The sequence below is a fragment of the Actinomadura pelletieri DSM 43383 genome (assembly GCF_003634705.1).
GTDB lineage: Bacteria > Actinomycetota > Actinomycetes > Streptosporangiales > Streptosporangiaceae > Spirillospora > Spirillospora pelletieri.
In genome coordinates this window covers 182,376-208,950 of sequence record NZ_RBWU01000003.1, presented here as the reverse complement: position 1 = coordinate 208,950, position 26,575 = coordinate 182,376, and the positions used below count along the sequence as shown (strand labels likewise).

The following is a 26,575-nucleotide window of genomic DNA, read 5'->3' as shown; positions in this document are numbered from 1 at the left end:
ACTCCTCGATTTTGCGACGGGTTATCCTGGGCGGCGTGACGACGTTCAGGATCAGTGAGGCGGCGGCGCTCCTCGGCGTCAGCGCGGACACCGTCCGGCGATGGGTGGACGGCGGGCGGCTCCCCGCGTCCCGCGACGATCACGGGCACCGTCTCGTCCCGGCGGCCGAGCTGGCGTTGTTCGTGCGCGAGCAGGCGCGCCGCGCCGCCGACCCGGACGAGCGGAGCGAGCGGTTCTCCTCGGCGCGCAACCGGCTGCGGGGCATCGTGACCGACGTCGTCCGGGACGGGGTGATGGCGCAGGTGGAGATCCAGGCGGGGCCGTTCCGCGTCGTGTCCCTGATGAGCCGCGAGGCGGCCGACGACCTCGGGCTGCAGGTGGGCGTGGTCGCCGAGGCCGTGGTGAAGTCCACGAACGTCGTCGTCGAACTCCCCGACTGAGGGAAACCGTGCACATGTGGATCGCGCGGGTCGCCGCACTCCTCCTGCTGACACTGCCCCTCGCGGCCTGCGGGGACGTGGGCGACGGGGCATCCGGGACGGGCGGCGACGGCGATGCCGGTGGGACGCTGACGGTGTTCGCCGCGGCGTCGCTGACCGAGACGTTCACCGAACTCGGCGAGACCTTCGAAAAGGGGCGTCCCGGCGTCCGGGTCAGATTCAACTTCGGCGGAAGCTCGTCACTGGCGCGGCAGATCACCGAGGGCGCCCCGGCGGACGTGTTCGCGTCCGCGAGCCCCGCCACGATGAAGCCGGTGACGGACGCCGGTGACGCCACCGGACGGCCCCGGATGTTCGCCGCGAACCGCCTGGTCATCGCCGTTCCCAGGGACAACCCCGGCAAGATCCATGCCGTGCGGGATCTGTCCAGGCCGGGCCGCAAGGTCGTGCTGTGCGCGGCGCCGGTGCCGTGCGGGGCCGCCGCCCGGACGGCGCTCGGCGTGGCGGGCGTCGACGTCGAGCCCGTGTCGCTGGAGCAGGACGTCAAGGCCGTCGTCACCAAGGTCGGCCTGGGGGAGGCGGACGCCGGGCTCGTCTACCGCACCGACATCGCGGCGGCGTCCGGCAAGGTCACCGGAATCGAGTTCCCGGAGGCGGCACGCGCCGTCAGCGAGTACCCGATCGTGGAGGTCGCCGACGCGCCGCGCCCCGCCCTCGCCAGGGAGTTCATCGGACTCGTGCTGAGCCCGGCGGGCAGGGCGGTGCTGAGCCGGGCCGGTTTCGAGGCGCCGTGAAGGACACCGATCCGTGAAGGACATCGATCCGTGAAGGACATCGATCCGTGAAGGACATCGATCCGTGAAGGACAGCGGCTCGTGAAGGACAGCGGCTCGTGAAGGACAGCGGCTCGTGAAGGACGTCGACAGGCCCGTCGGTCGGCCGCCGTGGATCCTGCTGCTGCCCGCGCTGGCCGGTCTCGTCTTCCTTGTCCTGCCGCTCGCCGGGCTTCTCGTCCGCGCCCCGTGGTCGACGCTCGGCACCCGGCTCATGCAGGACCAGGTGCTCGACGCACTGCGGCTGTCGCTGGTCACCGCGACCCTGGCGACCTGCCTGTGCCTGCTGCTCGGCGTCCCGCTGGCCTGGACGCTGGCGCGGGTCCCGTTTCCCGGCGTCCGGCTCGTCCGGGCGCTGGTGACCGTGCCGCTGGTGCTGCCGCCGGTGGTCGGCGGCGTCGCGCTGCTGCTCGTGCTCGGCCGCCGCGGTCTGGTCGGCGGGTGGCTCGACAGCACGTTCGGGATCACGTTTCCGTTCACGACCGCCGGGGTCGTGCTGGCCGAGGCGTTCGTGGCGATGCCGTTCCTGGTGATCAGCGTCGAGGGCGCGTTGCGCGCCGCCGACCCGCGCTACGAGGAGGCCGCCGCCACGCTCGGCGCGGGCCGCTGGACGGTCTTCCGGCGGGTGACGGTGCCGCTCGTCGCGCCCGGGATCGCCGCCGGGGCCGTGCTGTGCTGGGCCCGGGCGCTCGGCGAGTTCGGCGCGACGATCACGTTCGCGGGCAACTTCCCGGGCCGGACGCAGACGATGCCGCTGGCCGTGTACCTGGCCCTGGAGACCGACCCGCAGGCCGCGATCGTGCTGAGTCTCGTCCTGCTGGCGGTGTCGGTGGTCGTGCTGGCGGCGCTTCGAGATCGCTGGATGAACCCGACATGACCGGCGAGGCGAACCGCGGGACGAGAGGCCTGGACGCGCGGCTGGTGGTGCGGCGTGCCGCGTTCGATCTCGACCTGACGCTCACCGCCGCGCCCGGCGAGGTCGTGGCGCTGCTCGGCCCTAACGGGGCGGGCAAGAGCACCGCGCTGCGCGCCCTGGCCGGGCTCGTCGCGATGGCCGGCGGCCACATCCGGCTGGACGGCGAGGACCTGCGCCCGCTGCCGCCCGATCGCCGCGCCATCGGCATGGTCTTCCAGGACTACCTGCTGTTCCCGCATCTCAGCGCGCTGGACAACGTCGCGTTCGGGCCGCGCTGTCAGGGCGCGGGCCGCCGCGAGGCCCGGCGCCGCGCCGCCGGGTGGCTGGACCGCGTCGGGCTGGCGGAGTTCGCCTCCGCCCGGCCCGGGGCGCTGTCAGGCGGGCAGGCGCAGCGCGTCGCCCTCGCCCGCGCGCTCGCCGTCGAGCCGGGGCTGCTCCTGCTGGACGAGCCGCTCGCCGCCCTCGACGTCCACACCCGCATGGAGATCAGGGCCGCGCTGCGCCGCCACCTCGCCGGATTCCCCGGCGCGGCCGTGCTGGTCACCCACGACCCCCTGGACGCGATGGTGCTGGCCGACCGCATCGTCGTCGTCGAGGGCGGCCGTCTCGTCCAGGACGGGACGCCCGCCGAGGTCGCCCGCAGGCCCCGCACCGACTATGTCGCGCGCCTGGTCGGGCTGAACCTGTATCGGGGACGCGCGGAGGCGGGCACGGTCACGCTCGGAGACGCCGCCACCGGGCCCACCTGGACGCTCGACACCGTGGACTCACTCGAAGGTGAGGTCTTTCTGGCTTTCGCGCCGTCCTCGGTGGCGCTGTACCGGACGCGTCCCGACGGCAGCCCCCGCAATCTGTGGCACGCCCGCGTCGGCGCGATCGAGCGGCACGGCGACCGGGTCCGGGTCCGACTGTCCGGGCCGCCTTTCGACGCCGTCGCCGAGGTGACCCCGGCGGCCGTCGCGGAACTCGAACTGTCCGAGGGCCGCGCGGTCTGGGCGGCCGTGAAGGCCACCGAGACCCACGTTTACCCAGCTTGAGCGCGTCCGGGCCCGGAGTTCGCGGTGTGACGCAAGTCCCGTCCCCCGCCAGTGAGATCAATCACAAATCGGGCATGTAGCACCAAATACGGGCGGGATTGGTCCAGACCAAATGGCAAAAACAGCGCGTCTTGTTCATCATGCAAACATCCTGCGAACAGCTGAAGGAGTTGCCCGTGTCCAACCAGGTCCCCGGCCTAGATGAACCCCCTACCGGCCACAGCGAACTGACGGAGTGGGTACGCGGGATCGCCGAGCTGACCAAGCCGGACCGCGTCGAATGGTGCGACGGCTCGGACGCCGAATGGGAGCGGCTGACGGGTCTCCTCGTGGAGCAGGGCACGCTCACGCGGCTCGACCCCGCCAAACGGCCCAACAGCTTCTACGCGGCGTCCGACCCGACCGACGTGGCCCGCGTCGAGGACCGCACGTTCATCTGCTCCGAGAAGGAGGAGGACGCCGGTCCCACCAACAACTGGATCGCGCCCGCCGAGATGCGCGAGACCCTCGGCGGCCTGTTCGACGGCTGCATGAAGGGCCGCACCATGTACGTGGTGCCGTTCTGCATGGGCCCGCTCGGCGGCAACATCTCCCAGCTCGGCGTCGAGATCACCGACTCCGCCTATGTCGCCGTCTCCATGCGGATCATGACGCGGATGGGCACGGACGCGCTGCGACTCATCGAGGAACGCGGGACCTTCGTCAAGGCCGTCCACTCCGTCGGCGCGCCGCTGGAGCCCGGCCAGGCGGACGCGAAGTGGCCGTGCAACTCCACCAAGTACATCACCCACTTCCCCGAGACCCGTGAGATCTGGTCCTACGGCTCCGGGTACGGCGGCAACGCGCTGCTCGGCAAGAAGTGCTACGCGCTGCGCATCGCGTCCACGATGGCGCGCGACGAGGGCTGGATGGCCGAGCACATGCTCATCCTGAAGCTGACGCCCCCGACCGGCGAGACCCGGTACGTCGCCGCCGCGTTCCCCTCCGCGTGCGGCAAGACGAACCTCGCCATGCTGGAGCCGACCATCCCCGGCTGGAAGGTCGAGACGATCGGCGACGACATCGCCTGGATGCGGTTCGGCGACGACGGCCGCCTCTACGCCATCAACCCGGAGGCCGGGTTCTTCGGCGTCGCGCCCGGCACCGGCGAGAGCACCAACTCCAACGCCGTGAAGACGCTGTGGGGCAACAGCATCTTCACCAACGTCGCGCTCACCGACGACGGCGACGTGTGGTGGGAGGGCCTCACCGACGAGCCGCCCGCGCACCTCACCGACTGGCGCGGCAACGACTGGACCCCGGACTCCGAGACCCCGGCCGCCCACCCGAACGCCCGCTTCACCACCCCGGCCGGGCAGTGCCCGATCATCGCCGACGAGTGGGAGGACCCGAAGGGCGTCCCGATCTCGGCGATCCTGTTCGGCGGGCGGCGCGCGTCCGCGGTCCCGCTCGTCACCGAGTCGTTCGACTGGCAGCAGGGCGTGTTCCTCGGCGCCAACGTCGCGTCCGAGAAGACCGCCGCCGCCGAGGGCACGGTCGGCGAGCTGCGCCGCGACCCGTTCGCCATGCTGCCGTTCTGCGGCTACAACATGGGCGACTACTTCGGCCACTGGCTGAAGATCGGCAAGGCCACCGACGCCGAGAAGCTGCCGCGGATCTACTACGTCAACTGGTTCCGCAAGAACGCCGACGGCAAGTTCATCTGGCCCGGCTTCGGTGAGAACAGCCGCGTCCTGAAGTGGATCGTCGAACGGCTCAACGGGCAGGCCGACGCCGTCAAGACCCCGATCGGGCACCTGCCGACCCGGGAGGCGCTCGACACCGACGGCCTCGACCTCGACGACGCCGACCTCGACACGCTGCTGTCCGTGGACACCGAGGTGTGGAAGCAGGAGGCCGCCCTGGTCCCCGAGCACTTCGAGAAGTTCGGCGACCACATGCCGAAGGCGCTGTGGGACGAGTACCACGACCTCGTCCGCCGCCTGGAGCACTGACCCTCCACCTCTCCTAGGCAGGGGCCGCACCGGAGACCGGCACGCCGCCGCGCGCCCGCCCACCGACGATCTCGGCGGGCGGGCGCCATCCGCTGAACCTCGACCTCGGTTGAGGTCACATAGGATGCGGTGCATGACGCGGCTTGAGCACCGGTTGCACGAACTGACCGTCGGACAGCTCGCCGAGCGGAGCGGCGTGGCCGTCTCGGCGCTGCACTTCTACGAGTCCAAGGGACTGATCCGCAGCCGCCGCACGGCGGGCAACCAGCGGCGCTTCACCCGCGACACGCTCCGCCGGGTGTCGTTCATCAGGGTCTCGCAGCGCGTCGGCATCCCGCTCAGCGAGATCCGCGACGCGCTCGCCACCCTTCCCGAGGAACGCACCCCCACCGTGGAGGACTGGGCACGGCTGTCGGAGATGTGGCGCGGCAGCCTCGACGAGCGGATCCGGCAGCTCGAACGGCTCCGCGACGACCTCACCGAATGCATCGGCTGCGGCTGCCTGTCCATCCACAAGTGCGCCCTCGCCAACCCCTACGACCAGCTCGGCGACCAGGGGCCGGGGCCGCGACGGCTGCTCGCACGGCGCGGCGCGTCCCGCCCGCCCGGTGAGACACCGGGCGCACGCAACGCGCCGAACCCCTGCCGGGCCGCCGCCTGCACCGCCGACTGACCCCGCCGACTGACCCCGCCGACTGACCCCGCCGACTGACCCCGCCGACTGACCCCGCCGACCGACCCCGCCGACCGACCCCGCTGACCGGACCCGCCGACCGAACCCGTCAGTGGCGGCGCGGGGCCCGTCCGTGGGGGTCGATGCGGCGCGGCATCGGCTCCCGCCCGGACGGCTGCGCGGGCGCCGGACGCACCGGGATCGGCTCGATCGGCAGCTCGATCGGCTCCTCCCCGAGCGTGAACGGCTCACCGTGGTGCCACAGTTTGATCCCGGGACCGTCCAGCAGCTCGTACGAGGCGGCCTCCGCCGTCACGTTCACCTTGATCAGCGTGCCGCGGTACCGCATCCGGAACGCCAACCGGCTGATGCCGCCCGGCAGCCGCGGCGCGAACCGCAGCTCACCGCCGCCCGCCCGCATCCCGCCGAACCCGGCGACGAGCCCGCTCCACGCCCCCGCCATCGACGCGATGTGCAGCCCGTCGCGGGTGTTGCGGTTCAGGTCGTGCAGGTCCATCAGCGCGGTCTCGCCGAGATAGTCGTGCGCCAGTTCCAGCTGCCCGACCTCGGCCGCCACCACCGCCTGCGTCTGCGCCGACAGCGAGGAGTCCCGGACGGTCAGCCCCTCGTAGTACGCGAAGTCGCGGGCCTTCTGCTCCTCGGTGAACGCCTCACCGCACAGATGCAGCGCCAGCACCAGGTCGGCCTGCTTGACGACCTGCTTGCGGTACAGGTCGAAGTACGGGAAGTTCAGCAGCAGCGGATAGTGGTCGGGTTTGGTGGCGGCGAAGTCCCAGCGGGCGTGGTTGGTGAACCCCTCGCTCTGCGGGTGGACCCCGAGCCGGTCGTCGTAGGGGATCAGCATCGCCGCCGCCGCGTCCCGCCACGACGCGGCCTCCTCGGCGTCCACCCCCAGCCGGTCGGCCACGTCCGGATGGCGCATCGCCATCTCCGCGGCCTCCTGGAGATTACGGCGCGCCATGAGGTTGGTGTAGACGTTGTTGTCCACGATCGCGCTGTACTCGTCGGGGCCGGTGACGCCGTCGATGCGGAACACGCCGCCGACGTCGTGGTGGCCGAGGCTCCGCCACAGCCGGGCGGTCTGCACCACCAGGTCCAGGCCGATCTCCCGCTCGAACTGTTCGTCCCGCGTCGCGTCGACGTACCGGACGACGGCGTCGGCGATGTCGGCGTTGATGTGGAACGCGGCGGTCCCTGCCGGCCAGTATCCGGAGCACTCGTGGCCGCGGATCGTCCGCCACGGGAACGCGGCGCCCTCCAGGCCGAGCTGTGTGGCGCGCTCGATCGCCAGCGGCAGCGTCATGTGCCGCCACGCCAGCGCGTCCGCCGCCGCGCCCGGCGAGGTGTAGGTCAGGACCGGCATGACGAACGTCTCGGTGTCCCAGAACGTGTGGCCGTCGTAGCCGGGGCCCGTCAGCCCCTTCGCCGGGATCATGCGGCGTTCGGCGCGCGCCCCCGCCTGCATGACGTGGAACAGCCCGAACCGGACGGCCTGCTGGATCTCCGCGTCGCCCTCGACCTCGACGTCCGCGCCCTCCCAGAACTCGTCCAGGTACGCGCGCTGCTCGTCGAGCAGCCCGTCCCAGCCGGTCTGCCGCGCGCCGGCCAGCGCCCCGACCACCTGGTCGTGCAGCGCCGGACGCGACCGCCGGCTCGACCACCCGTACGCGATGTACTTGACGATGCGCAGCTTCTGCCCCGGCTCCAGGCGGGTCGCGACCGTCAACCGGCCCACGTCGGCGGAGCTCTCGGTGTCGATCGCCATCGACTTCGGGCCCTCGATGTCGTGGGACATGCCCGCCGCCATCCGCAGCCCGCTGCGCCGCGTCCGGTGCAGCAGCAGGACCTTCGTGCCGTTGGCGACGTGCTCCTCGCTGACGAGGGGGCTCTCCAGGATCGCCGACGCCCGCGGGTCCTTCCCGCCGCCCGGCAACGCCTCGTTGGCCACCAGCTCCGACTGCGCGACCACCCGGACCGCGCCGTCCACCGGTTCGACCTCGTAGCAGATCGCCGCCACGGCCCGCTGGGTCAGCGACACCATCCGGACCGACGTCACCTTGATCGTCTTGTCGGCCGGGGACGTCCACTCCACCTGCCGGGTGAGCGTCCCCGCCCGCATGTCCAGGACCCGCTCATGGTGCAGGACGCGGCCGTACCGCACGTCGAGCGGCTCGTCGTCGACCAGCAGCCGGATCACCTTGCCGTTGGTGACATTGATCACCGTCTGGCCCGACTCCGGGTACCCGTAGGCGGTCTCGGCGTGCGGCAGCGGACGCTGCTCGTAGAAGGAGTTCAGGTAGGTGCCCGGCAGCCCGTGAGGTTCTCCCTCGTCGAGGTTGCCGCGCATCCCCACATGGCCGTTGGACAGCGCGAACACCGACTCGGTCTGCGCCAGCCGGTCGAGCCGTAGTTCCGGCTCGCGCACGCACCAGGGCTCCACCGTGAACACAGGCCGGTCGGCCCCGCTCAGCCCTTCATGCTCGGTCACTTCACCTCCAGGAGTTCGGACAGGTCGGAGACCACGATGTCGGCGTGCTCGGCGAGGGCATGGGCATGGGCGCCGTCGACCCGGTTGACGCCGACCACGTAGGCGAACCCACCGGCCCGCCCGGCCTGGACGCCCGCGATGGCGTCCTCGAACACCACCGCGCGCTCCGCCGGGACGCCCAACTCCCGCGCGCCTTCGAGGAACATGTCGGGCGCGGGCTTGCCCGGCAGCCGCCGCTCGGCCGCGATCACACCGTCGATGCGCGCGTCGAACAGGTCGGTGATGCCGACCGTCCGAAGCACCTGGACGGTGTTGGCGCTCGACGACACGACCGCTGTTTTCAACCCTGCTTCCCGCGCGGCGCGCACGTAGTCGATCGAGCCGTCGAACGTCTCGACGCCCTTCTCCTCGATGAACTTGAGGACCAGCGCGTTCTTTCGGTTGCCGAGGCCGCGGATCGTCTCGCGCTCCGGCGGATCGTCCGGCGCGCCCTCCGGCAGCTCGACGCCGCGGGACTCAAGGAAGGAACGCGTCCCGTCCTCGCGCTTCTTCCCGTCGACGTACCGGCCGTAGTCCTTCACCACGTCGAACTCGGTGAAGGGCTCGCCGGACCGTTCCGCGCGCTCGCGGAGGTAGCCGTCGAACATCTCCTTCCAGGCCGCGGCGTGCACCGCCGCCGTCCTGGTCAGCACCCCGTCGAGATCGAAGAGACACGCTGCCGCCTCGTCCGGCAGTCCCAGCATCCGCACCCCCTGAAAGAATGTCACCATTGAAGAGATTCCCAACGCCCACGCGCGGGCAGGCGAAAGCCGACGCTCGAACGAGGGATCGGGATTCCGCGTACAACCCCTTGATCAGGGTGGCATATGAGAAGGAGCGAGCCAATGGAAACGGCACGTATCGGCGTCACCGGACTCGCGGTCATGGGTCGCAACCTGGCCCGAAACCTCGCCCGGCACGGACATTCCGTCGCCGTGCACAACCGTAGCCCCGCCCGCACCAAGTCCCTCGTGGACGAGTTCGGCCACGAGGGTACCTTCCTTCCCGCCGAGACCGCCGAGCGGTTCGTGGCCTCCCTGGAACGTCCCCGCCGCCTGGTCATCATGGTGAAGGCGGGCGACCCGACCGACGCGGTGATCGACGAGTTCGCGCCGCTCCTGGAGCCCGGCGACATGATCGTCGACGGCGGCAACGCCAACTTCGTCGACACCCGACGCCGCGAGTCAGCCCTGCGCGAACGCGGCGTCCACTTCGTCGGCACCGGCATCTCCGGCGGCGAGGAGGGCGCGCTGCACGGCCCGAGCATCATGCCGGGCGGCTCCGCCGAATCCTATGCCGCCCTCGGCCCCCTGCTGGAAGACATTTCCGCCAAGGTCGACGGAACCCCATGCTGCGCCCATGTCGGCCCTGATGGCGCTGGACATTTCGTAAAAATGGTGCATAACGGCATTGAATACGCTGACATGCAGTTGATTGCCGAATCTTACGATTTGCTCCGTCATGGCGCGGGGCTGGAGCCCGCCGAGATCGCCGAGGTCTTCCGCACCTGGAACACCGGCCGCCTGGAGTCCTACCTCATCGAGATCACCGCCGAGGTCCTCGCGCACACCGACGCCGCGACCGGCCGCCCGTTCGTGGACGTCGTCCTCGACCAGGCCGAGCAGAAGGGCACCGGCCGTTGGACCGTTCAGACCGCCCTCGACCTCGGCGTCCCCGTGGGCGGCATCGCCGAGGCCGTCTTCGCCCGCTCCGTCTCCGGCCACGCCGCCCTCCGCGAGGCCGCCCAGAACCTCCCGGGCCCGTCCCGCGGCGCCGCCGCGTCCACCCTCCCCGACGCCGTCGAGAAGGCCCTGTACGCCTCCAAGATCGTCGCCTACGCGCAGGGCTTCCACGAGATCCAGGCGGGCAGCGCCGAGTACAACTGGAACATCGACCTCGGCGCGATGGCCACCATCTGGCGCGGCGGCTGCATCATCCGCGCCCGCTTCCTCGACCGCATCCGCGCCGCCTACGAGGCCGACCCGCAGACCCCCACCCTCCTCACCGACCCCCACTTCACCGAAGCGGTCGGCGACGCCCAGGACGCCTGGCGCGAGGTGGTCGCCACGGCCGCGAAACTGGGCATCCCGGCCCCCGGCTTCTCCACGGCCCTCGCCTACTACGACTCGCTCCGCGCGAAGCGCCTCCCCGCCGCCCTCACCCAGGGCCAACGCGACTACTTCGGCGCCCATACCTACCGCCGCGTGGACCGCGAAGGCACGTACCACACCCTCTGGGGCGCCGACCGTACCGAAGTCACGTCCTGACCCGTAGGCGCCCCGCCCTCGCGTCCCCACAGACGCGAGGGCATTCGGCCCATTAACACCATTTGTCCAGTGTTCGAAAGAATCCATTGCCATGTTCGGCCTGACAATCCGCTGATTCCTCCGCGCGAGAAGCGCATCTCGTGTACATAGGGTAGTGAGACGATTACGTTCCTGCTCCCCGGGGGTTCGCCATGGTCAGCCCGTACGTACGCCGCCTACAACTCGCCGCCGAGCTGCGAGCGCTCCGCGAGGAGCACGGCATCCTCACCGAGGAACTCGGCAAACGCCTCTACTTCTCACGTGCGAAGATCAGCCGTCTCGAAACAGCCGCCGGTCGCCCCGACGTCGCCGTCGTCATGTCGATACTCGACATCCTCGGCGTCACAGGTGAGGAGTGGGAGAGAATCGTACGCCTCGCCCACGAGGCCGCGGTCAAAGGCTGGTGGGACCGCTATGGACAATCCATGGGCCCCCGCCAACGACTCTACGCCGACCTCGAGTTCGGCGCGGACACGATCCGCGAGTTCAACCTCAGTTCGATCCCCGGCATCCTGCAGACGCCCGAATTCACGCTCGCCCTGGTCGAAATCGCAAAGAACGAAGGCGCTCTCGACTACCACCCGGACAAGATGGCGAAGGCCCGGCTCCAGCGCCTGGAGACGGTTCTACGCCCGGGCGGCCCGACCTACGAGGTCATCATCGATGAGGTGATCACTCGCCGCCTCAACGTGGCGCCATCGATCATGGCTGCTCAGCTGTCCCATATAGCCGATCTGGTCGCGGCAGAGCCCAGGCTGGCTGTGCGGGTACTTCCTGTGGACGCGTATATCGCCGACGCGCTTCTCCCGAAGGTGACGTTCTCCCTGTTCACCTTCCCGGACCCGGCAGACCCGCCAATGGCTGTCATCGCGACGCACACCACGGACTTGGTTCACACCGAGCGCCGCGAGGTGAAACGTTATAGACAGAGGTATGAGGGTCTCGCTCAGGCAGCGCTTGCCCCCGAGGACAGCCTGGCGCTACTGACCGAGACCGCAAAGCGGCTAACTGACAAGATAGGGCCCCCTGTATGACCGAGAAGTACGCTCATTGGCGCAAGTCACGGCACAGCGATCCCGGCGAATCCTGCGTCGAGGTGGGACACTCGGCGGACGGCATGATCGGTGTCCGCGATACCAAAGCTCAGGGCGCTGGGCCGATCCTGGAGTTGACTCGCGACGAGTGGGCGGCTCTTCTCAACAGTCTCCGGTCGCCACTGGACAACTGATCGGCACCACGCCCGCCGCGAGGTGTGTGAGTACGGCGGCGGCTCTCACCCCTCGCGCCGATCCCGCCTACGCGAGGGGTCCAGCCTCCTGTGGGCGACGCAACCCGTCTGGTACGCCTGGGCCTTCAAAAGTTCGGGCACTACAGCTGGCTGTAGGGACGTGGGGCAGTAGGCGCCATGTCCGTCTCGACCTGCCCGACCTAGCGTCGCTGCCATGACCAAGACGACACGTCCCCGTGCCCTGATACGCGGGTTGGGGGTTCCCGGCATCGCGTTGACCTTGGCGGTTCCGGTCACCGCGGTGTCCGCCACAAGCGGACCCTCCCTTGCCCCCTACCAACGCCAGCACGTTCACTGGGCGGACTGCCGACAGGTATGGAAGGACGACGTAGGCGCCGCCCTGGCCCGGGCCAGGGTCGAGTGCGCGCAGATCACCGTGCCACTGGACTATGCCCGTCCTGACGGCCGCACCATAAAGATCGCCCTGTCACGGATACGCGCAACCGACCGGACCCACCGGATCGGCACCCTGATGCTGAACCGCGGCGGCCCCGGCGAACCGACGCTCGGCATGCCCGTGGACACCCGGCGCCATATGGGGAAACTCGCCGAACGCTACGACATCATCGGCATGGATCCGCGGTTCGTCGGGCACAGCACACCGCTCGACTGCGGCTGGCCCGTGGGCCTCTGGATACGCTCGGCGGGCACCGACCGGGCCGGGTTCGACCGTCAGACCGCCTTCCAGAAGGACCTGGCCGAACGATGCGGGCGGCGGCACGGCGACGTACTGCCCCACGTCAACACCCGCAACACGGCCCGGGACATGGACATCGTCCGCGCTGTGCTCGGCGAACGCCGGATCTCCTACCTCGGCTACTCCTACGGCGCCTATCTCGGCGCCGTCTACACGCAGTTGTTCCCCGGACGAACCGACCGAGTGGTCCTCGACAGCGCCGTCGATCCGCGCCGGGCGGGCCCGGGGATGCTGTGGGGTCACGAACCAGCCCTGGAACGGGCCTTGCACGCCTGGGCGACCTGGGCTGCGAAACGGCATGGGGAGTACGGTTTGGGCGCGAGCCGGTCGGCGGTACTCACTACCGTGCAACAGGTCGTCCAAGCGGCGTCGGTATCGCCCCTGCGCGTGGGCGATTACTCGTTGGACGAACACGTCGTCCCGTACCTGATCTACGGCGGCGTCGGCAACGACCGTGAGGAGGCGCGCGCCTCGTTCTCCGCCACCATGAAGGTCCTGAACCAGGCGACGAGCGGGGACGTCGTGGCGCCGACACCGGACCTTGAGGGAGCCCTGAGCTTCCTGCTGAACGGTGAGAACTCGCGCTTCGCCAGCCCGGCCGCTGCGATCATCTGCGGGGACCGGGCAGCGCCGCGTGACCCGGAGGTCTACTGGCGCGACATCGAGCGCCGCAGGAAGCGCCATCCCCTCTTCGGTCCCATCACCTCGAACCTCTTCCCCTGCGCCTTCTGGCCGCAGGCGCCGCGCGAGGCGCCACCCGCGATCGGCAACGCGACACCGGCGTTGATCGTTGCCGCGACCGGTGACACGGCCACCACGTATCGCAGCAGCCGCGCCATGCACCGGCACATGTCCGGCTCTCGCCTTCTCACCTTGCGCGGCACCGTCGCTCATGGGATCTACGGCGAGTACGGCGACCCCTGTGTCGACAAGAAGGTGAACGCTTATCTGGAGTCGGGAGGGCTCCCCGCCGGAAACCTCACCTGTCCACCGCACGCGGCGTCTCTCACCCCTCGCGCCAATCCGCCGACGTGAGAGCTCCGGCCGCCTGCGGGCCCATGAGGACGAGTCCGCCGTCCACGAACAGGGAGGCACCCGTGATGTAGGACGCCTCGGGGGCGGCGAGGAACGCGATCGCGTCCGCGACCTCGCGGGCGTGGCCGGGCCGGGCCAGCGGATACCCGGCCCGGCTGTCCGGCCTCGGCGGTTCGTCATGCTGCCCGGTCATCGGCGTCGCGATTTCGCCCGGCGCGACTGTGTTCACGGTGATCCCGTGTTCGGACAGCTCCAGTGCCAGGGTTCTCGCCAGCATCTTCAGCCCGCCTTTGGCGGCGCAGTACGGCCCGGCGCCGATGCGTGGGTACTCCTCGTGGACGCTGGTCACGTTGACGATGCGGCCGCCCTCGCCTCTCCGCACCATTCGTCGGGCGGCCCGCTGCGAGCACAGGAACGCGCCGTCGAGATCGACGGAGATGACCTCTCGCCACTCCTCGAAGTCCATGTCGAGGAGGTGGCGCATGCTCCCCGTTCCGGCGTTGTTGACGAGGACGCCGAGGCCGCCCAGTTCGTCGGCCAGTTCGTCCACGGCCCCGGCCGCCCGTTCGGGATCTGTCAGGTCGTGCTGCCGGACGGCGGCGCGCCGTCCCTCCGCCTCGACCTCCCGTGCCGTCCCCTCGGCCCCTTCACGGTCGGACCGGTAGGTGATCCCGACATCGAACCCCTTCCGCGCCAGGGCGACGGCCGTCGCCTTGCCGATGCCGGAGTCGGCGCCGGTGATGATGGCGGTGCGGTCGTAGGTCACGACTCGTCCGGATCGCGCTCGACCCCGGCGATCGGGTCGCCCTCACGGGTGCCGCTCTCGGCGTCGGACTCGTAGCCCTCCTCGGCGCTTTCGGTACCCGGGACGACCCGCTCGTGCGGCTGGTCCTCCAGCCCCGAACTGGCCCCGGGACCCCGATCGTTCGCCTCGTCCTTCTTGCCCATGGCTGTTCCCCCTTGTGATCAGTGGCTGTTCCGTCCAGCAGGTTGTTGCCGAACGGTGCGTCCCTAATCGGCCGTTGCGCGGTTCCGGTGGTCCGCCGCCTACGGGACGTGTAGATACGTTTTGGACGGCGTTGGGAGGCGTACGTGACGGGCGGACATCGGATCGATCGCACGGCCTGGCCGGAGGACGGCCCGTACCGGCGACTGTTGGAACTGCTCGACACCGTCCATCAGGACAACGGTCGAAAGAGCCTCCGCGAAATCTGCGCCGAGATGAGCCTCTCGTCGGCGTCCCGGGTCAACGACATCCTCCGTGGACGGAGCCGTCCGGTCGACGACCGTCAGCTTTCCGCCCTCGTCCGCGCCCTCGGTGGGGGAGTGGACGACGCGCGCGCTGCCGTACGCCTCTTCGAGCAGGCGCCGCCCGCCAAGGTGGCCCCTGCTTCCTCGCACCCGTGGGCCGATCACATCTCTGAGCACATCGCGTGGACGCTGGTCGACCCGCAGCGCGACGCCTCCCCCTTCAGGGACGCGAGCATCGGCCTCGCCGGGCGCTTGGGCGTTCTGAGCGGCGAGAGTGAGGCGGCCCTGGCCGACGACCCCTGGCTCGACCAGGAACTGGCCGCCCGCTTCAGCAAGCGGACGGACTGGCTCCTGCGCACCCGGTTCGCGGAGTCCCTGTGCGATCTTTCTCCGGCCGAGGCGGCACTGCTCGTGCTCGTTCCGCTTCTGCACCATACGCACATGGCCAGAACGCTCGCCGCGCATCGCGGCATCCGCCCGCTCGATCTCGGCTCTACTGGCGGTGACGGGGCGCGTCGCGAGTACGAGACCTTCCTCGGCGGACAGCGTGAACTGGTGGACCGTGCGCGTGCCCGCACTCTCCCCGACCGCGACTCCGCGGCCACGGAGATCGGCTGGTGGTTGTTCCACCGCTGGGCGGCCCGCCATCCGCAGGCGTACGCACTAGGGGCCGTCCGTGACATGTTGAACGAAACGGAGATCGGCGACGACCGTCTGCGGGACGAGGTACTGGACGAGAAGACCGTCCAGCGGTTCCTCGCCGCGCTGCGCCGCGACCTCTCCGAACTGGGGGACACCGACCGGAAGAACGCCCCACAGTTCGAGTCGGTCCTGTTCGTGGGCGAGCCCTACGAACAGCGGGTCAGGGAACTGTTGATCGGGCAGGTGCTCACGGTCGCCTACGCCCTCACACTCGATCTCGTCCGACTTCCGGACGTCGTCGTCCGCCACCTGGGCATTCCGCATCCCGTCGACTTGGCCGAGCTGCGGAGAACCGCCATGAGCCGAGCGAAGTGGGTGCTCCAGACGGATTGCCTCGTCCTACGCGCCGACTGTCACCACGCCGCCGAACTCGAAGGACTGCGCCAATACGCCAGCCAGGTCGACGCCCTGCTGCACACGGTCAGGCAGAGTTGCGGGGACCACTCCACGATGCAGGGGCTCACGGGACTGCCCGCCCGTGCATCCGCCGATGATGTCAGGCCCGGCACCGACGATGACGGGCGTCTCCTCTTCCAACGTGTCAGCCGATTCCGGTTGGACGAGCGGCGCGTCCAGGAACTGCTGATGGGGGAGCAGCTCTACCAGGACCGTGGCCTGGCCATTCGCGAGCTGTACCAGAACGCGCTCGACGCCTGCCGGTACCGCCGCGCCCGCCATGCCTATCGCAGCCAGGGCGACTGGCTGGACCGCTGGGAAGGCCGCATCCAGTTCACCCAGGGCGTGGACGCGGACGGTCGCCCCTACCTCGAATGCCGCGACAACGGAATCGGAATGACCGAGTCCGTCCTCACCGACGTCTTCTCCCAGGCAGGCACCCGCTTCACCGACACCACCGAATTCCTGGTCGAGTCGGCCGACTGGAAGAGCGCCGACCCGCCCGTCCCGTTCCACGCCAACAGCCGCTTCGGTATCGGCGTCCTCAGCTACTTCATGATCGCCGACGAGATCGAGATCGTCACCCGCCCCCTCGACCACGGCCACCGTTCCCACCCCACGCTGAAGGTCTCGATCTTCGGCCCGGGGCATTTGTTCCGCATTGAGCACCTCCCCGCCGACCGTTCTTCGGGCACCACGGTGAGGCTCTACCTGCGGGAGAACGAGGCCGCTCCGTCCTGTGTCGACGAACTGCGTCGCCTCCTCGGGGTCGCCGAGTTCGCGACCGTCGCCGAGCACGGTTCTCAACGGGAGACCTGGGACCCGGGCCTGTTGCGGCCTCGTGCCCGCCCGTCCTGGGAGACCGACGGCCTCGACGTGCACGGCAAGCTCGTGCCGTGGAAGGACGATGACGGTGGACAGGTGGTCTGGTGCGAAAAGGGTGGAGGTCTTCTCGTTGACGGCATCTACGTCCGGCCGAGCGTTCGGCGCGGAGTCTTCGCCGGGCTAGGGGACGGAACCCTGCACGGTGTGGTCGTCAACCTCACCGGCAAACATGCGCCCGAACGGCTCTCAGTAGACCGAAGAACAGTCCTTTCCGATGTTTCGGACGACGTTGAACGACTGCTGCGGTCGGCAGTGGACGAGCTTTTGACCGCGGGGAAAGAGCTGCTTGATGTGCGCTGGCTGAGCAATGTCACGGAAGCCAGTCCTGGGCTCGGCGACCTCATCAGCGAGACCGCCGCCGAGACCGGCCCGGTTTTCACGACGAGAGTGAGCACGTTGGACATCGCTCGGCACGGATGTTTTCTGCAAGACTCCCATCTTATCCTGCACGGCGACGAAGGCGAACAGCGGTCGATAGACGAGGCCCCCAGCTATTGGTTGTCCAACTTTGGGCCTTATGTGGACGATCACGTGCTGCTATGGCGACTCGCGGCCCACGGGGGGCTGTGGCGGCTTACCGAGGCCACCCGGATCGATAGTCGGAGGGTACTGCGTGCGCTGCCGTCCGACTCGATTCTCCTAGGTTTCAACGACGCTCCTATCCAGCCGGACCGCCGTCCGAACCCGAATGACTGGAGTTGGAAGCCAGGGAGAATCGGCGCCAGCCCAGGACACATGCTTTGGAATGCGTATCTCACCGGAACCACGCCCCGTCAGGTCGCCAGGCGGGCCGCCAGCCTGGGGATTGATGAGATCGAGCCAGAGCGATTCCCCGAAACCGCCGTGTCCGAAATCGATCTCGCTCTGCTCAGCGAACGACGCGACGGCAGGCCCAAGTGGCTGGACGCGGTCGACGTCGTTCCCCTCGGGCATCTCGTCGCTGTGGCCCTCCAGTTCGGCCATGGGATGCGAGAGTTGGCGGCGCGGCTTGAGGAATACGGTCACAGGCTCCCTTCCCGTGACCTGCCGACGGGACCACTCTCGACCCAAGACCTGCGCCTGCTGTGTTGGGACGCGGAAGCAGATGACCCGATCAACAGCAGGCCGCTGTCACTGCCGAGCAGTCACGTGGTCAGAGCGGCACGAGAGTTGGGAATATCGACTGAGGATGCCTGTGAAAGGTTGCGGGAGTTCGGCTTTAGAGTCGAAAAACTTGCGTTGCCCTCTCGGCCTTCGGAAGACGATTATCAGTTGTTCGACTGGAAGCTCGGCTACTACGAACGAGATGAGTTCGAGTCCGGTCTTCCTCTTTCTCCTGCTCATCTTGTTCGTGCGTCACTCGCCTCGGGCCTGCCTGTTCGGCAAGTCGCCGCCCGTCTGGCGGCATACGGAATCCTCGTTTCCGAACAATTGCCCGAGCGTGTTTCCGGTGTGGACATGAAGCTGCTCAGTCGAGACGGTGATGGCCTTCCACCATCGTTCTCGTTCAGCACAAGAATCACGCTGCCGGAATTGCTTGCCGCGAGTAGCCATGCAGCAGTCGAGCCCGCCTATGGGGCGGCGCGCCTCAGCGCATACGGTTTGGAGGTTCCGAATGGACCGCTTCCCGAGAAGATCGACGAACCGATGCTTCGGTTGCTTTCCAAGGACTTCTTTCCACGGGGAAGGAGGCTCGACCCGGACCGTCCCGTCACCAGGTTCCATCTGATCAGGGCATCCGTTGAACTGGGGATGAGCCCGCGAGCAGCCGCCGAGTGGCTGGCCGAGTGCGGGATGACTCTGCCGCCCGGGGACATCGACGAGGTGGCGGATCCGATGGATCTTGTGCTGACGCGTCACCGCTGGAACGCCACGGATGTGTGGCTTGACGTGGACGAACCTGTGCCGCTGTTCCATCTGCTGTGGGTGACAGGGAAGGTGAAGATGTCGTTGCGGCGGGTGGCCGAGCGGTTGCGATGGTTGGGTATGGAGGTTCCGGACGTGGACGAAAGCATCGCGGCGGCACTGGAGAGAGTTCCATGGATTTCTGCGCCGTAGGCTTGCCGGGTGCGTGTTCCAGGGGATGACGAGATCCGGGCGTTGCATGAGAGGTATGCGCCGAGTCCGGGGGCGTTCGAGCTTGTTTGGACGCATTGTGTGATCGTGTGCGAGATCGCCGAGCAGATCATGGACGGGGCCGGGCTCGACGTGGACAAGGATCTCGTCCGGGCCGGGTGTCTGCTGCACGACATCGGCGTCTACCGGCTGTACGACGTCACCGGGGAACTCGACCACAAGAGCTACGTCCGGCATGGGGTTCTGGGGCACGAGATCCTCCGGGCGGAGGGCTTCCCCGAGGAGATCTGCCGGTTCTGTTCCCGCCACACCGGTGTGGGCCTTACACGGGACGACATCGAGCGGCAACGACTGCCGCTGCCCGTCGGAGACTATGTGGCCGAAACCGGCGAGGAACGACTCGTCATGTACGCCGACAAGTTTCACAGCAAGACCGATCCGCCCACGTTCGTCACCGCCGACTCCTACGCCGTCCACGTGCGGCGGTTCGGGGGAGGCAAAGTCGCGGCGTTCACCGCCATGCGCGAGCAGTTCGGGGAGCCCGATCTCGTGTCGCTCGCGGCCGACCACGGGCACGCCATCGCGTGACGTCGGGTGTGCGCCCGTGTGCGCTCGTCCCGCAGAACCACGCAGGTCAAAGGTGTGACACGAGGGGCACGACCAACGCGGCACGGCAGCGCACACGCAGCCTCCGCAGTGCCCGGAGAACCTGATCTCGTTCGTCGGAGACGGAACGGAGTGAGGGTCATGCAGACGGTCGCGGAGCTGGCGCCGGTGATCGGCGGGGTGCTCAACGTGGTGGCGGCGGGGATCGGGATCGCGGCGGCGATCGTCACGGGGTGGCGGAGGCGGTGACACGGGCAGTGGGTGATCGGGGGCAGGATGGAGGGGTGAGCCTTATCGATGAGCTTCCGTCCGGGAACGACACCGACCCCGATTCGCTGTTCGAGGCGTTCGAGCGGTGGGTGTCGGGGCGCGGGATCACGCTGTATCCCGCGCAGGAGGAGGCGCTCATCGAGGTCGTGTCCGGCGCCAACGTGATCCTCTCCACGCCGACCGGGTCGGGGAAGAGCCTGGTGGCGGCGGGGGCGCTGTTCGCCGCGATGGGACGCGACCAGGTCGGGTTCTACACGGCGCCGATCAAGGCGCTGGTGTCGGAGAAGTTCTTCGACCTGTGCGAGATGTTCGGACGCGACAACGTCGGCATGATGACCGGCGACGCCAGCGTGAACGCCGACGCGCCGATCATCTGCTGTACCGCCGAGGTCCTCGCCAACATCGCCCTGCGGGACGGCGCCGACGCCGACATCGGCGTCGTCGTCATGGACGAGTTCCACTTCTACGCCGAACCCGAACGGGGATGGGCCTGGCAGATCCCGCTGCTGGAGCTGCCGCAGACACAGTTCCTGCTGATGTCGGCGACCCTCGGGGACGTCACGTTCTTCCAGAAGGACCTGACCCGCCGGACGGGCCGCCAGACCGCGCTGGTCACGTCGGCGGAACGGCCCGTCCCGCTGATCTACGACTACCGGGTCACGCCGCTGCACGAGACCATCGAGGAGCTTCTCGGCGAGCAGAAGGCCCCGATCTACCTCGTCCACTTCACGCAGGCGGCGGCGATCGAGCGCGCCCAGTCGCTGATGAGCATCAACGTGTGCACGAAGGCGGAGAAGGCCCGTATCGCGGAGCTGATCGGCAACTTCAGGTTCACGACGAAGTTCGGGCGGAACCTGTCGCGGTTCGTCCGGCACGGGATCGGTGTGCACCACGCGGGGATGCTGCCCAAGTACCGGCGGCTGGTGGAGCGGCTCGCGCAGGCCGGGCTGCTGAAGGTGATCTGCGGGACGGACACGCTCGGCGTCGGCGTCAACGTGCCCATCCGGACGGTCGTGTTCACGGCGTTGAGCAAGTACGACGGGCACCGGGTGCGGCGGCTCCGCGCGCGGGAGTTCCACCAGATCGCCGGACGGGCCGGACGGGCCGGGTTCGACACCGTCGGGTTCGTCGTGGCGCAGGCGCCCGAGCACGTGGTGGAGAACGAGAAGGCACTGGCGAAGGCGGGCGACGACCCGAAGAAGCGGCGGAAGGTGCAACGCAAGAAGCCGCCCGAGGGGTTCGTCGGCTGGGACGAGGACGTCTTCGCGAAGCTTCAGGACGCCGAGCCGGAGATGCTCCGGTCCCGGTTCCAGGTCAGTCACGCGATGCTGCTGTCGGTGATCGCCCGGCCGGGCAACGCGTTCCAGGCGATGAAACGACTGCTCACCGACAACCATGAGGAACCGGCGGCGCGGCGGCGGCACATCTCGCGGGCCATCGCGATCTACCGGTCGCTGCTGGCGGGCGGTGTCGTGGAGGTCCTGCCGGAGCCGGACGACATGGGCCGGTACGCGCGCATCACCGTCGACCTTCAGGAGGACTTCGCGCTCAACCAGGCGCTGTCGACGTTCGCGCTGGCCGCTTTCGACATCCTGGACCCGTCGTCGCCGTCGTACGCGCTGGACGTCCTGTCGATCATCGAGGCGACGCTGGAGGACCCGCGGCAGATCATCGCGGCGCAGGTCAACAAGGCGCGGGGCGAGGCCGTCCAGGAAATGAAGGCGGAGGGCATCGAGTACGAGGAGCGGATGGAGCTGCTCCAGGACGTCGAGCATCCGAAGCCGCTGGAGGACGAGCTCGACGCCGCGTACGAGATCTACCGGGCCGGGCATCCGTGGGTCGGTGACCATCCGCTGCGCCCCAAGTCGGTCGTGCGCGACATGTACGAGCGGGCGATGACGTTCACCGAGTACATCGCGTTCTACGAGCTGGCCAGGGGCGAGGGGCTCGTCCTGCGGTACCTGTCGGGCGCGTACAAGGCGCTGCAGCAGACCGTCCCGGAGTCGATCAAGACCGATGATCTGATCGACCTGATCGAATGGCTGGGGGAGCTGGTGCGGCAGGTCGACTCCAGCCTCCTGGACGAGTGGGAGCAGCTCGCCAACCCCACCGAGGAGAACCTGGACCAGCCGATCGAGGAGCGGGTCACGAAGGTGACGGCGAACTCCCGCGCGTTCCGGGTGCTGGTCCGCAACGCCATGTTCCGGCGGGTGGAGTTGGCGGCGCTGGAGCGGTTCCAGGAACTCGGCGCGCTCGACCCCGACTTCGGCGCCGACGCCTGGGCGGACGCGATGGACGCCTACTTCGCCGAGCACGACGAACTGCTCACCGGCGCCGACGCGAGGGGCCCGAAGCTGCTGCAGATCGAGGAGGTCCCCGAGGACGAGCTGTGGCGCGTCCGGCAGGTCTTCGACGACCCGGCGGGCCACCACGACTGGGGCATCAGCGCCGAGGTCGACCTGGCGGGCTCCGATCAGGCGGGTGAGGCGGTCGTCCGCGTCACCGGCGTCGACCGGTTGTGAACACACGGAAAGGGGAGCGGCATGGTGCAGGTCGCGGTGGCGCAGTTCGCGCCGGGCGTCGACAAGGACGAGAACCTCGCGACGATCGGCAAGCTGACGGATGAGGCGGTCGGGCACGGCGCGGACGTCGTCGTGTTCCCCGAGTTCGCCATGTTCACCGCGCCGAAACTGGACGAGCGGTTCCTCGACTCGGCGGAGTCCCTCGACGGCCCGTTCGTCACCGGCCTCGGCAACCTGGCGACACGGCATGGAATCTACGTCGTCGCGGGTGTGAACGAGCGGCTGGACGACCCGGGCCGCATCTCCAACACGCTCCTCGCGTTCGGTCCCGGCGGGAACATCGTCGCCGAATACCGCAAGATCCACCTCTATGACGCGTTCGGCTACAAGGAGTCGGCGCTGGTGCGGCCCGGCGACCTCACCGACCCGGAGACGTTCACGGTCGACGGTGTCACGTTCGGCATGCAGACCTGCTACGACGTCCGGTTCCCCGAGGTGACGCGGCGGATCGTGGACGCGGGCGCCGACGTGCTCGCGTTGCCCGCAGACTGGGTGCCGGGCCCGTTGAAGGAGGACCACTGGCGGACGCTCGTCCGGGCCCGCGCGATCGAGAACACCGTCTATGTGGCCGCCGCCGGGCAGTGCGCCCCGACCGGCGCGGGCAACAGCATGATCGTCGACCCGATGGGTGTGGTGACGGCCGGGCTCGGGGAGAGCGCGGGCGTCGCGTCGGCGGAGGTGTCGCCGGAGCGGGTCACGGCCGTCCGGAAGGTGAACCCGGCGCTGACCCTACGCCGTTTCGCCGTCACCCTCGCCGAGTGACCGCGCCGGTCACACCGCCGTCCAGGGGCGGAGCTTCTCGGGGTTGCGCACCGCCCAGATGTCGGTGATGCGGTCGTCCGCGACGTCGAACGCCAGGACCACCAGGGTGGTGCCGTCCAGCCGGGCCGTCAGACCGGGCTGGCCGTTGACGGTGCGTTCCAGGATCGTGACGTCGGCCGGCATGCGGGTGGCGAGGTCGGCGAAGAGGCGCGCGACCGGTTCGGCGCCCTCGACGGGGTGGGGCGTGGCGCTGACCAGGCCGCCGCCGTCGGCGACGGTGGTGGCGTCGGGGTCGAGGAGGTTGACGAGGGCGGCGATGTCGCCGGCCTCCCACGCCCGTTTGAAGTCCCGGACGATCCCGGCCCGCCGGTCCGGCGGGGTCGTCTCCCTCGCCCGCGACGCGCGGACACGGCGGCGCGCCGCGGTGGCCAGCTGGCGGCACGCTTCGGGGCTGCGGCCGACGATCTCCGCGACCTCGGCGAACGGGTACCGGAACACGTCGTGCAGGACGAACGCGACGCGCTGCGCCGGGGTCATCGACTCCAGCACGACGAGGAACGCCATGCTGATCGACTCGTCGAGCGTGACGCGGTCGGCGGGGTCGGTGGCGGCGCCGCCCGGCCGCGCGGTGATCCAGTCGGTGCGGTCCGGCAGCGGCTCCGGGACCCATTCGCCCACGTAACGCTCCCGCCTGGCCCGTGCCGACCCGAGCAGGTCCAGGCAGATGCGGCCCGCGACCCGCGTCAGCCAGGCCGCCGGTGACTCGATGGCGTCCTGCTGCTCCCGGGACAGGGCGTACCAGCGGGCGTACGTCTCCTGGACGACGTCCTCGGCGTCCACCACGGAGCCGAGCAGCCGGTAGCCGAGGTTGATCAGATGACGCCGCTCCTTCATGATCGCGCCAAGGGTCGGGTCGGTCCCGTCGCGCTCCGGCCCGGATCCGGTGCTCATGGTGCTCGTCCCCCCTTGGTCGTGTCCGTCCTCACCGGTTCGACGAAACATCCCACCGGAATGTGAGGCCGGTCCGCCTGCGAAGCGGCGTCACGGCGTGCCGACGACCTTTCCCGGGTTGAAGATGCCCGCCGGGTCCAGCGCGTTCTTGACGGCGTGGTGCATGGCGATGACGGCCGGGTCCAGTTCGTCGCGCAGGCCACGGCGTTTGATGAGCCCGATGCCGTGTTCACCGGCGACGGTGCCGCCGAGCGCGATGGCGTCCGCGATGATCTGGTCGAAGGCGCGTTCGGCTCGGACCCGGGCGGCGTCGTCGCCCTTCGGGGTGACGATGACGGGGTGCAGGTTCCCGTCGCCCGCGTGCGCGACGTTCGCGATGTGGACATCGTGGAGCGCGGCGGCGGCCTCGACGCGTGTCAGCATCTCCGGGAGGAGGCCACGGGGGACGCACACGTCCTCGGTCAGGAGGTCGCCGAGGCGTTCCAGCGCGGGATGGCTGAGCTTGCGGGCGGAGAACAGCGACTCCGCCTCGGCCTCGTCGGACGACCGGGCGGCCCATGTCGCGCCCGCCTCCTCGAACAGCCGCACCATCGCGTCGGCCTCCGCCTCCCCGGCCTCGCCCGGCAGGTCGGTGCGACCGAGGAGCAGGACGTTCGCGTCCGCCGACAGGCCCATGTTCCGCCACGCGTCGACGGCCTCCAGGACGTGCCGGTCCATCAGCTCCAGCGCGCTCGGCACGATCCCGGCGGCGGTGACCCCGCTGACCGCCGCGCCCGCGTCCCGGAGACTGTCGAAGTACCCGACGACGGTGCGCTCGGGGGAGCGGGCGCCGCGCAGCCGCACGGTCACCTCGGTGATCACGCCGAGCGTTCCCTCGGAGCCGACCATGAGCCCGCACAGGTCGTATCCGGCGACGCCCTTGGCGGTGCGGCGGCCGAGCCGCACCACCTCGCCGCGCCCCACGACGGCCTCGACGGCCAGGACGTAGTCGCGGGTCACCCCGTACTTCACGCAGCACAGCCCGCCCGCGTTGGTGGCGACGTTCCCGCCGATCGTCGACCAGGGCGCGCTGGACGGGTCGGGCGGGTACCAGAGGCCGCGTTCGGCGCAGGCCAGCCGGAGCGTGTCGTTCACCACGCCCGGCTGGACGACCGCGAGCCGCTCCTCGGTGTCGACCTCGACGATCTCGTCCATCGCCTCCAGGGACAGCAGCACGCACCCGTCGAGCGCGTTCGCGCCGCCGACCACCCCGGTGCCCGCGCCGCGCGGCACGATCGGCACGCCCGCCTCGGCGCAGGCCGCCACGACGTTCCGCACGTCCTCCGTGGATTCGGGGCGGACGAGGACGGCGGCCGTCCCGTAGGGCGCCCACGCCGCCTCGTCGTGCGCGTAGGAGGAGATCACATCGGGGTCGGTGACGATTCGGTCGGGGGAGACCAGGGTCCGTAGCGTGTCCACAATTTCCGGCATGGTGCTAAACAATCACACGGACCATCGCCCGCCACAGGTCAGGCCGCCCTGGCGGTCATCAGCCGGTCGATGTGGCCACGGAGGGCGTCGACGTCCACACCGGCCTCCGTCGCGATCCGTACCGACATGAAGGCGTCGTCGTGCAGGACGCCGAGCAGGATGTGCCCTTCGTGGATCTCCTTCTGCTTGAGGCGGATCGCGTGCCGCAGGCTCAGCTCCAGGGACTTCTTGGCGGACGGGGTGAACGGCAGGTGCCGTCTCGGTCCGCGGCGCTCGCCCGCGGGACGATCCAGGGCGCCCGGCCCGAAAGTCCGCTCGGTCGCCGCCCGGACGGCGTCCAGATCGATGCCGAGCGTGCTCAGTGCCTCCGGGTCGAGCGGATCCTCGTTCGTGCGGGCGAGCCGGGCCCGGACGGCGGCCCCGTCCAGCCCGTGCTCGGCGGTCGTTCGCGCGATCGGGCCACCGTCGTTCAGCAGGGAGAGCAACAGATGCTCGGTGCCGATGTGGTGGTGCCGCAGCTCCCGCGCCTCCGCCTGGGCGTCGACGACGATCCTTCGCGCGCCGTCGGTGAAACGCTCGAACATCGCGCTAGTCCTCCTTCCTGAGAATGCGGCGCCTGCCGCCGTGCTTCTTGTGGACGGCCTGCCTGCTGACGCCGAGGCAGACCGCGATCTCCTGCCAGGACCAGCCCTGTTCGCGGGCGCTGGCGACCTGGAGGGCCTCCAGCCGTTCGGACAGTTCGCGCAGCGCCCGCACGGCCCGCAGGCCGACCGCGGGATCGCGGCTGCTCGCCTCTTGGGCGAGGGTCACTCCATCGCTCATGGCGTCAATGTAGGTTGACATCTGAACCGGTGTCAACCTACGTTGACAGTCGATGG

Annotated in this window: 22 protein-coding genes; 14 read left to right on the top strand and 8 right to left on the bottom strand. The window is 69.5% G+C overall.

Annotated elements, in window-relative coordinates:
• Nucleotides 1-35 precede the first annotated feature (35 nt).
• From BZB76_RS14145 to soxR, 6 genes are all read left to right on the top strand, one after another.
• Nucleotides 36-440 (top strand): TOBE domain-containing protein, encoded by a 405-nt coding sequence (locus BZB76_RS14145; RefSeq protein WP_121434840.1) that lies wholly within the window; start codon nt 36-38, stop codon nt 438-440.
• Nucleotides 441-454: 14 nt separating this feature from the next.
• The gene (modA, locus tag BZB76_RS14140; RefSeq protein WP_121434839.1) at nt 455-1,234 is read left to right on the top strand and encodes a molybdate ABC transporter substrate-binding protein; all 780 of its coding nucleotides are present in this window, start codon (nt 455-457) and stop codon (nt 1,232-1,234) included.
• A gap of 115 nt (nt 1,235-1,349) precedes the next feature.
• Nucleotides 1,350-2,150 (top strand): ABC transporter permease, encoded by an 801-nt coding sequence (locus tag BZB76_RS14135; protein ID WP_121434838.1) that lies wholly within the window; start codon nt 1,350-1,352, stop codon nt 2,148-2,150.
• Nucleotides 2,147-3,226 carry an ABC transporter ATP-binding protein gene (locus BZB76_RS14130; protein ID WP_121434837.1) on the top strand — a complete coding sequence of 360 codons (1,080 nt, stop codon included), beginning with the start codon at nt 2,147-2,149 and terminating at the stop codon, nt 3,224-3,226. The genes BZB76_RS14135 and BZB76_RS14130 overlap by 4 nt, the downstream gene beginning before the upstream one ends.
• A 176-nt stretch (nt 3,227-3,402) precedes the next feature.
• Nucleotides 3,403-5,220: a phosphoenolpyruvate carboxykinase (GTP) gene (locus tag BZB76_RS14125; protein ID WP_246006943.1), complete on the top strand. Its 1,818-nt coding sequence runs from the start codon at nt 3,403-3,405 to the stop codon at nt 5,218-5,220.
• A 133-nt stretch (nt 5,221-5,353) separates the two neighbouring features.
• Nucleotides 5,354-5,893 carry a redox-sensitive transcriptional activator SoxR gene (soxR, locus tag BZB76_RS14120; RefSeq protein WP_121434836.1) on the top strand — a complete coding sequence of 180 codons (540 nt, stop codon included), beginning with the start codon at nt 5,354-5,356 and terminating at the stop codon, nt 5,891-5,893.
• 109 nt (nt 5,894-6,002) lie between these two features.
• Here the strand turns inward: soxR and BZB76_RS14115 are convergent, their stop codons facing one another.
• Both BZB76_RS14115 and BZB76_RS14110 read right to left on the bottom strand, forming a co-directional pair.
• Nucleotides 6,003-8,402, bottom strand: a complete 2,400-nt coding sequence (locus BZB76_RS14115; RefSeq protein ID WP_246006942.1) for a glycoside hydrolase family 65 protein — start codon at nt 8,400-8,402, stop codon at nt 6,003-6,005.
• Nucleotides 8,399-9,145, bottom strand: a complete 747-nt coding sequence (locus BZB76_RS14110; protein ID WP_121435469.1) for an HAD family hydrolase — start codon at nt 9,143-9,145, stop codon at nt 8,399-8,401. Before BZB76_RS14110 ends, BZB76_RS14115 begins: the two co-directional genes overlap by 4 nt.
• Before the next feature lie 141 nt (nt 9,146-9,286).
• Between BZB76_RS14110 and gndA the strand changes: the two genes are divergently transcribed.
• The 4 genes from gndA (at nt 9,287) to BZB76_RS14090 (ending at nt 13,767) form a co-directional block, all read left to right on the top strand.
• A complete protein-coding gene (gndA, locus tag BZB76_RS14105) occupies nt 9,287-10,708 on the top strand; it encodes an NADP-dependent phosphogluconate dehydrogenase (RefSeq protein WP_121434835.1) in 1,422 nt (473 codons plus the stop codon).
• A gap of 191 nt (nt 10,709-10,899) precedes the next feature.
• Nucleotides 10,900-11,781 (top strand): helix-turn-helix domain-containing protein, encoded by an 882-nt coding sequence (locus BZB76_RS14100; RefSeq protein ID WP_121434834.1) that lies wholly within the window; start codon nt 10,900-10,902, stop codon nt 11,779-11,781.
• The gene (locus BZB76_RS14095; protein ID WP_121434833.1) at nt 11,778-11,975 is read left to right on the top strand and encodes a DUF397 domain-containing protein; all 198 of its coding nucleotides are present in this window, start codon (nt 11,778-11,780) and stop codon (nt 11,973-11,975) included. The genes BZB76_RS14100 and BZB76_RS14095 overlap by 4 nt, the downstream gene beginning before the upstream one ends.
• A gap of 214 nt (nt 11,976-12,189) precedes the next feature.
• Complete coding sequence (locus BZB76_RS14090) at nt 12,190-13,767, top strand: alpha/beta hydrolase (protein ID WP_121434832.1); 1,578 nt, start codon at nt 12,190-12,192, stop codon at nt 13,765-13,767.
• On the opposite strand, the gene BZB76_RS14085 is transcribed toward BZB76_RS14090, so the two are convergent.
• Both BZB76_RS14085 and BZB76_RS14080 read right to left on the bottom strand, forming a co-directional pair.
• The gene (locus tag BZB76_RS14085) at nt 13,739-14,533 is read right to left on the bottom strand and encodes an SDR family oxidoreductase (protein ID WP_121434831.1); all 795 of its coding nucleotides are present in this window, start codon (nt 14,531-14,533) and stop codon (nt 13,739-13,741) included. The genes BZB76_RS14090 and BZB76_RS14085 overlap by 29 nt on opposite strands.
• Nucleotides 14,530-14,715, bottom strand: coding sequence for a hypothetical protein (locus BZB76_RS14080; RefSeq protein WP_121434830.1), 186 nt, complete (start codon nt 14,713-14,715; stop codon nt 14,530-14,532). The genes BZB76_RS14085 and BZB76_RS14080 overlap by 4 nt, the downstream gene beginning before the upstream one ends.
• Before the next feature lie 144 nt (nt 14,716-14,859).
• Between BZB76_RS14080 and BZB76_RS14075 the strand changes: the two genes are divergently transcribed.
• The 4 genes from BZB76_RS14075 (at nt 14,860) to BZB76_RS14060 (ending at nt 23,276) form a co-directional block, all read left to right on the top strand.
• Entirely contained in the window at nt 14,860-19,038 is a 4,179-nt protein-coding gene (locus BZB76_RS14075; RefSeq protein ID WP_147449433.1) for a wHTH domain-containing protein, read from the top strand.
• A gap of 9 nt (nt 19,039-19,047) precedes the next feature.
• Nucleotides 19,048-19,644 carry an HD domain-containing protein gene (locus BZB76_RS14070; RefSeq protein ID WP_121434828.1) on the top strand — a complete coding sequence of 199 codons (597 nt, stop codon included), beginning with the start codon at nt 19,048-19,050 and terminating at the stop codon, nt 19,642-19,644.
• 302 nt (nt 19,645-19,946) lie between these two features.
• A complete protein-coding gene (locus BZB76_RS14065; RefSeq protein WP_121434827.1) occupies nt 19,947-22,454 on the top strand; it encodes a DEAD/DEAH box helicase in 2,508 nt (835 codons plus the stop codon).
• Nucleotides 22,455-22,475: 21 nt separating this feature from the next.
• A complete protein-coding gene (locus BZB76_RS14060) occupies nt 22,476-23,276 on the top strand; it encodes a carbon-nitrogen hydrolase family protein (RefSeq protein ID WP_121434826.1) in 801 nt (266 codons plus the stop codon).
• A gap of 9 nt (nt 23,277-23,285) precedes the next feature.
• On the opposite strand, the gene sigJ is transcribed toward BZB76_RS14060, so the two are convergent.
• The 4 genes from sigJ to BZB76_RS14040 form a co-directional block, all read right to left on the bottom strand.
• Nucleotides 23,286-24,227 carry an RNA polymerase sigma factor SigJ gene (sigJ, locus tag BZB76_RS14055; protein WP_121434825.1) on the bottom strand — a complete coding sequence of 314 codons (942 nt, stop codon included), beginning with the start codon at nt 24,225-24,227 and terminating at the stop codon, nt 23,286-23,288.
• Between the two features lie 90 nt (nt 24,228-24,317).
• Nucleotides 24,318-25,697, bottom strand: a complete 1,380-nt coding sequence (locus BZB76_RS14050; protein ID WP_121434824.1) for an FAD-binding oxidoreductase — start codon at nt 25,695-25,697, stop codon at nt 24,318-24,320.
• A gap of 38 nt (nt 25,698-25,735) precedes the next feature.
• On the bottom strand, nt 25,736-26,281 hold the full coding sequence (locus BZB76_RS14045; RefSeq protein ID WP_121434823.1) for a Clp protease N-terminal domain-containing protein: 546 nt from the start codon (nt 26,279-26,281) through the stop codon (nt 25,736-25,738).
• A 4-nt stretch (nt 26,282-26,285) separates the two neighbouring features.
• Entirely contained in the window at nt 26,286-26,519 is a 234-nt protein-coding gene (locus tag BZB76_RS14040) for a helix-turn-helix domain-containing protein (protein WP_121434822.1), read from the bottom strand.
• Between the last annotated feature and the right edge of the window lie 56 nt (nt 26,520-26,575).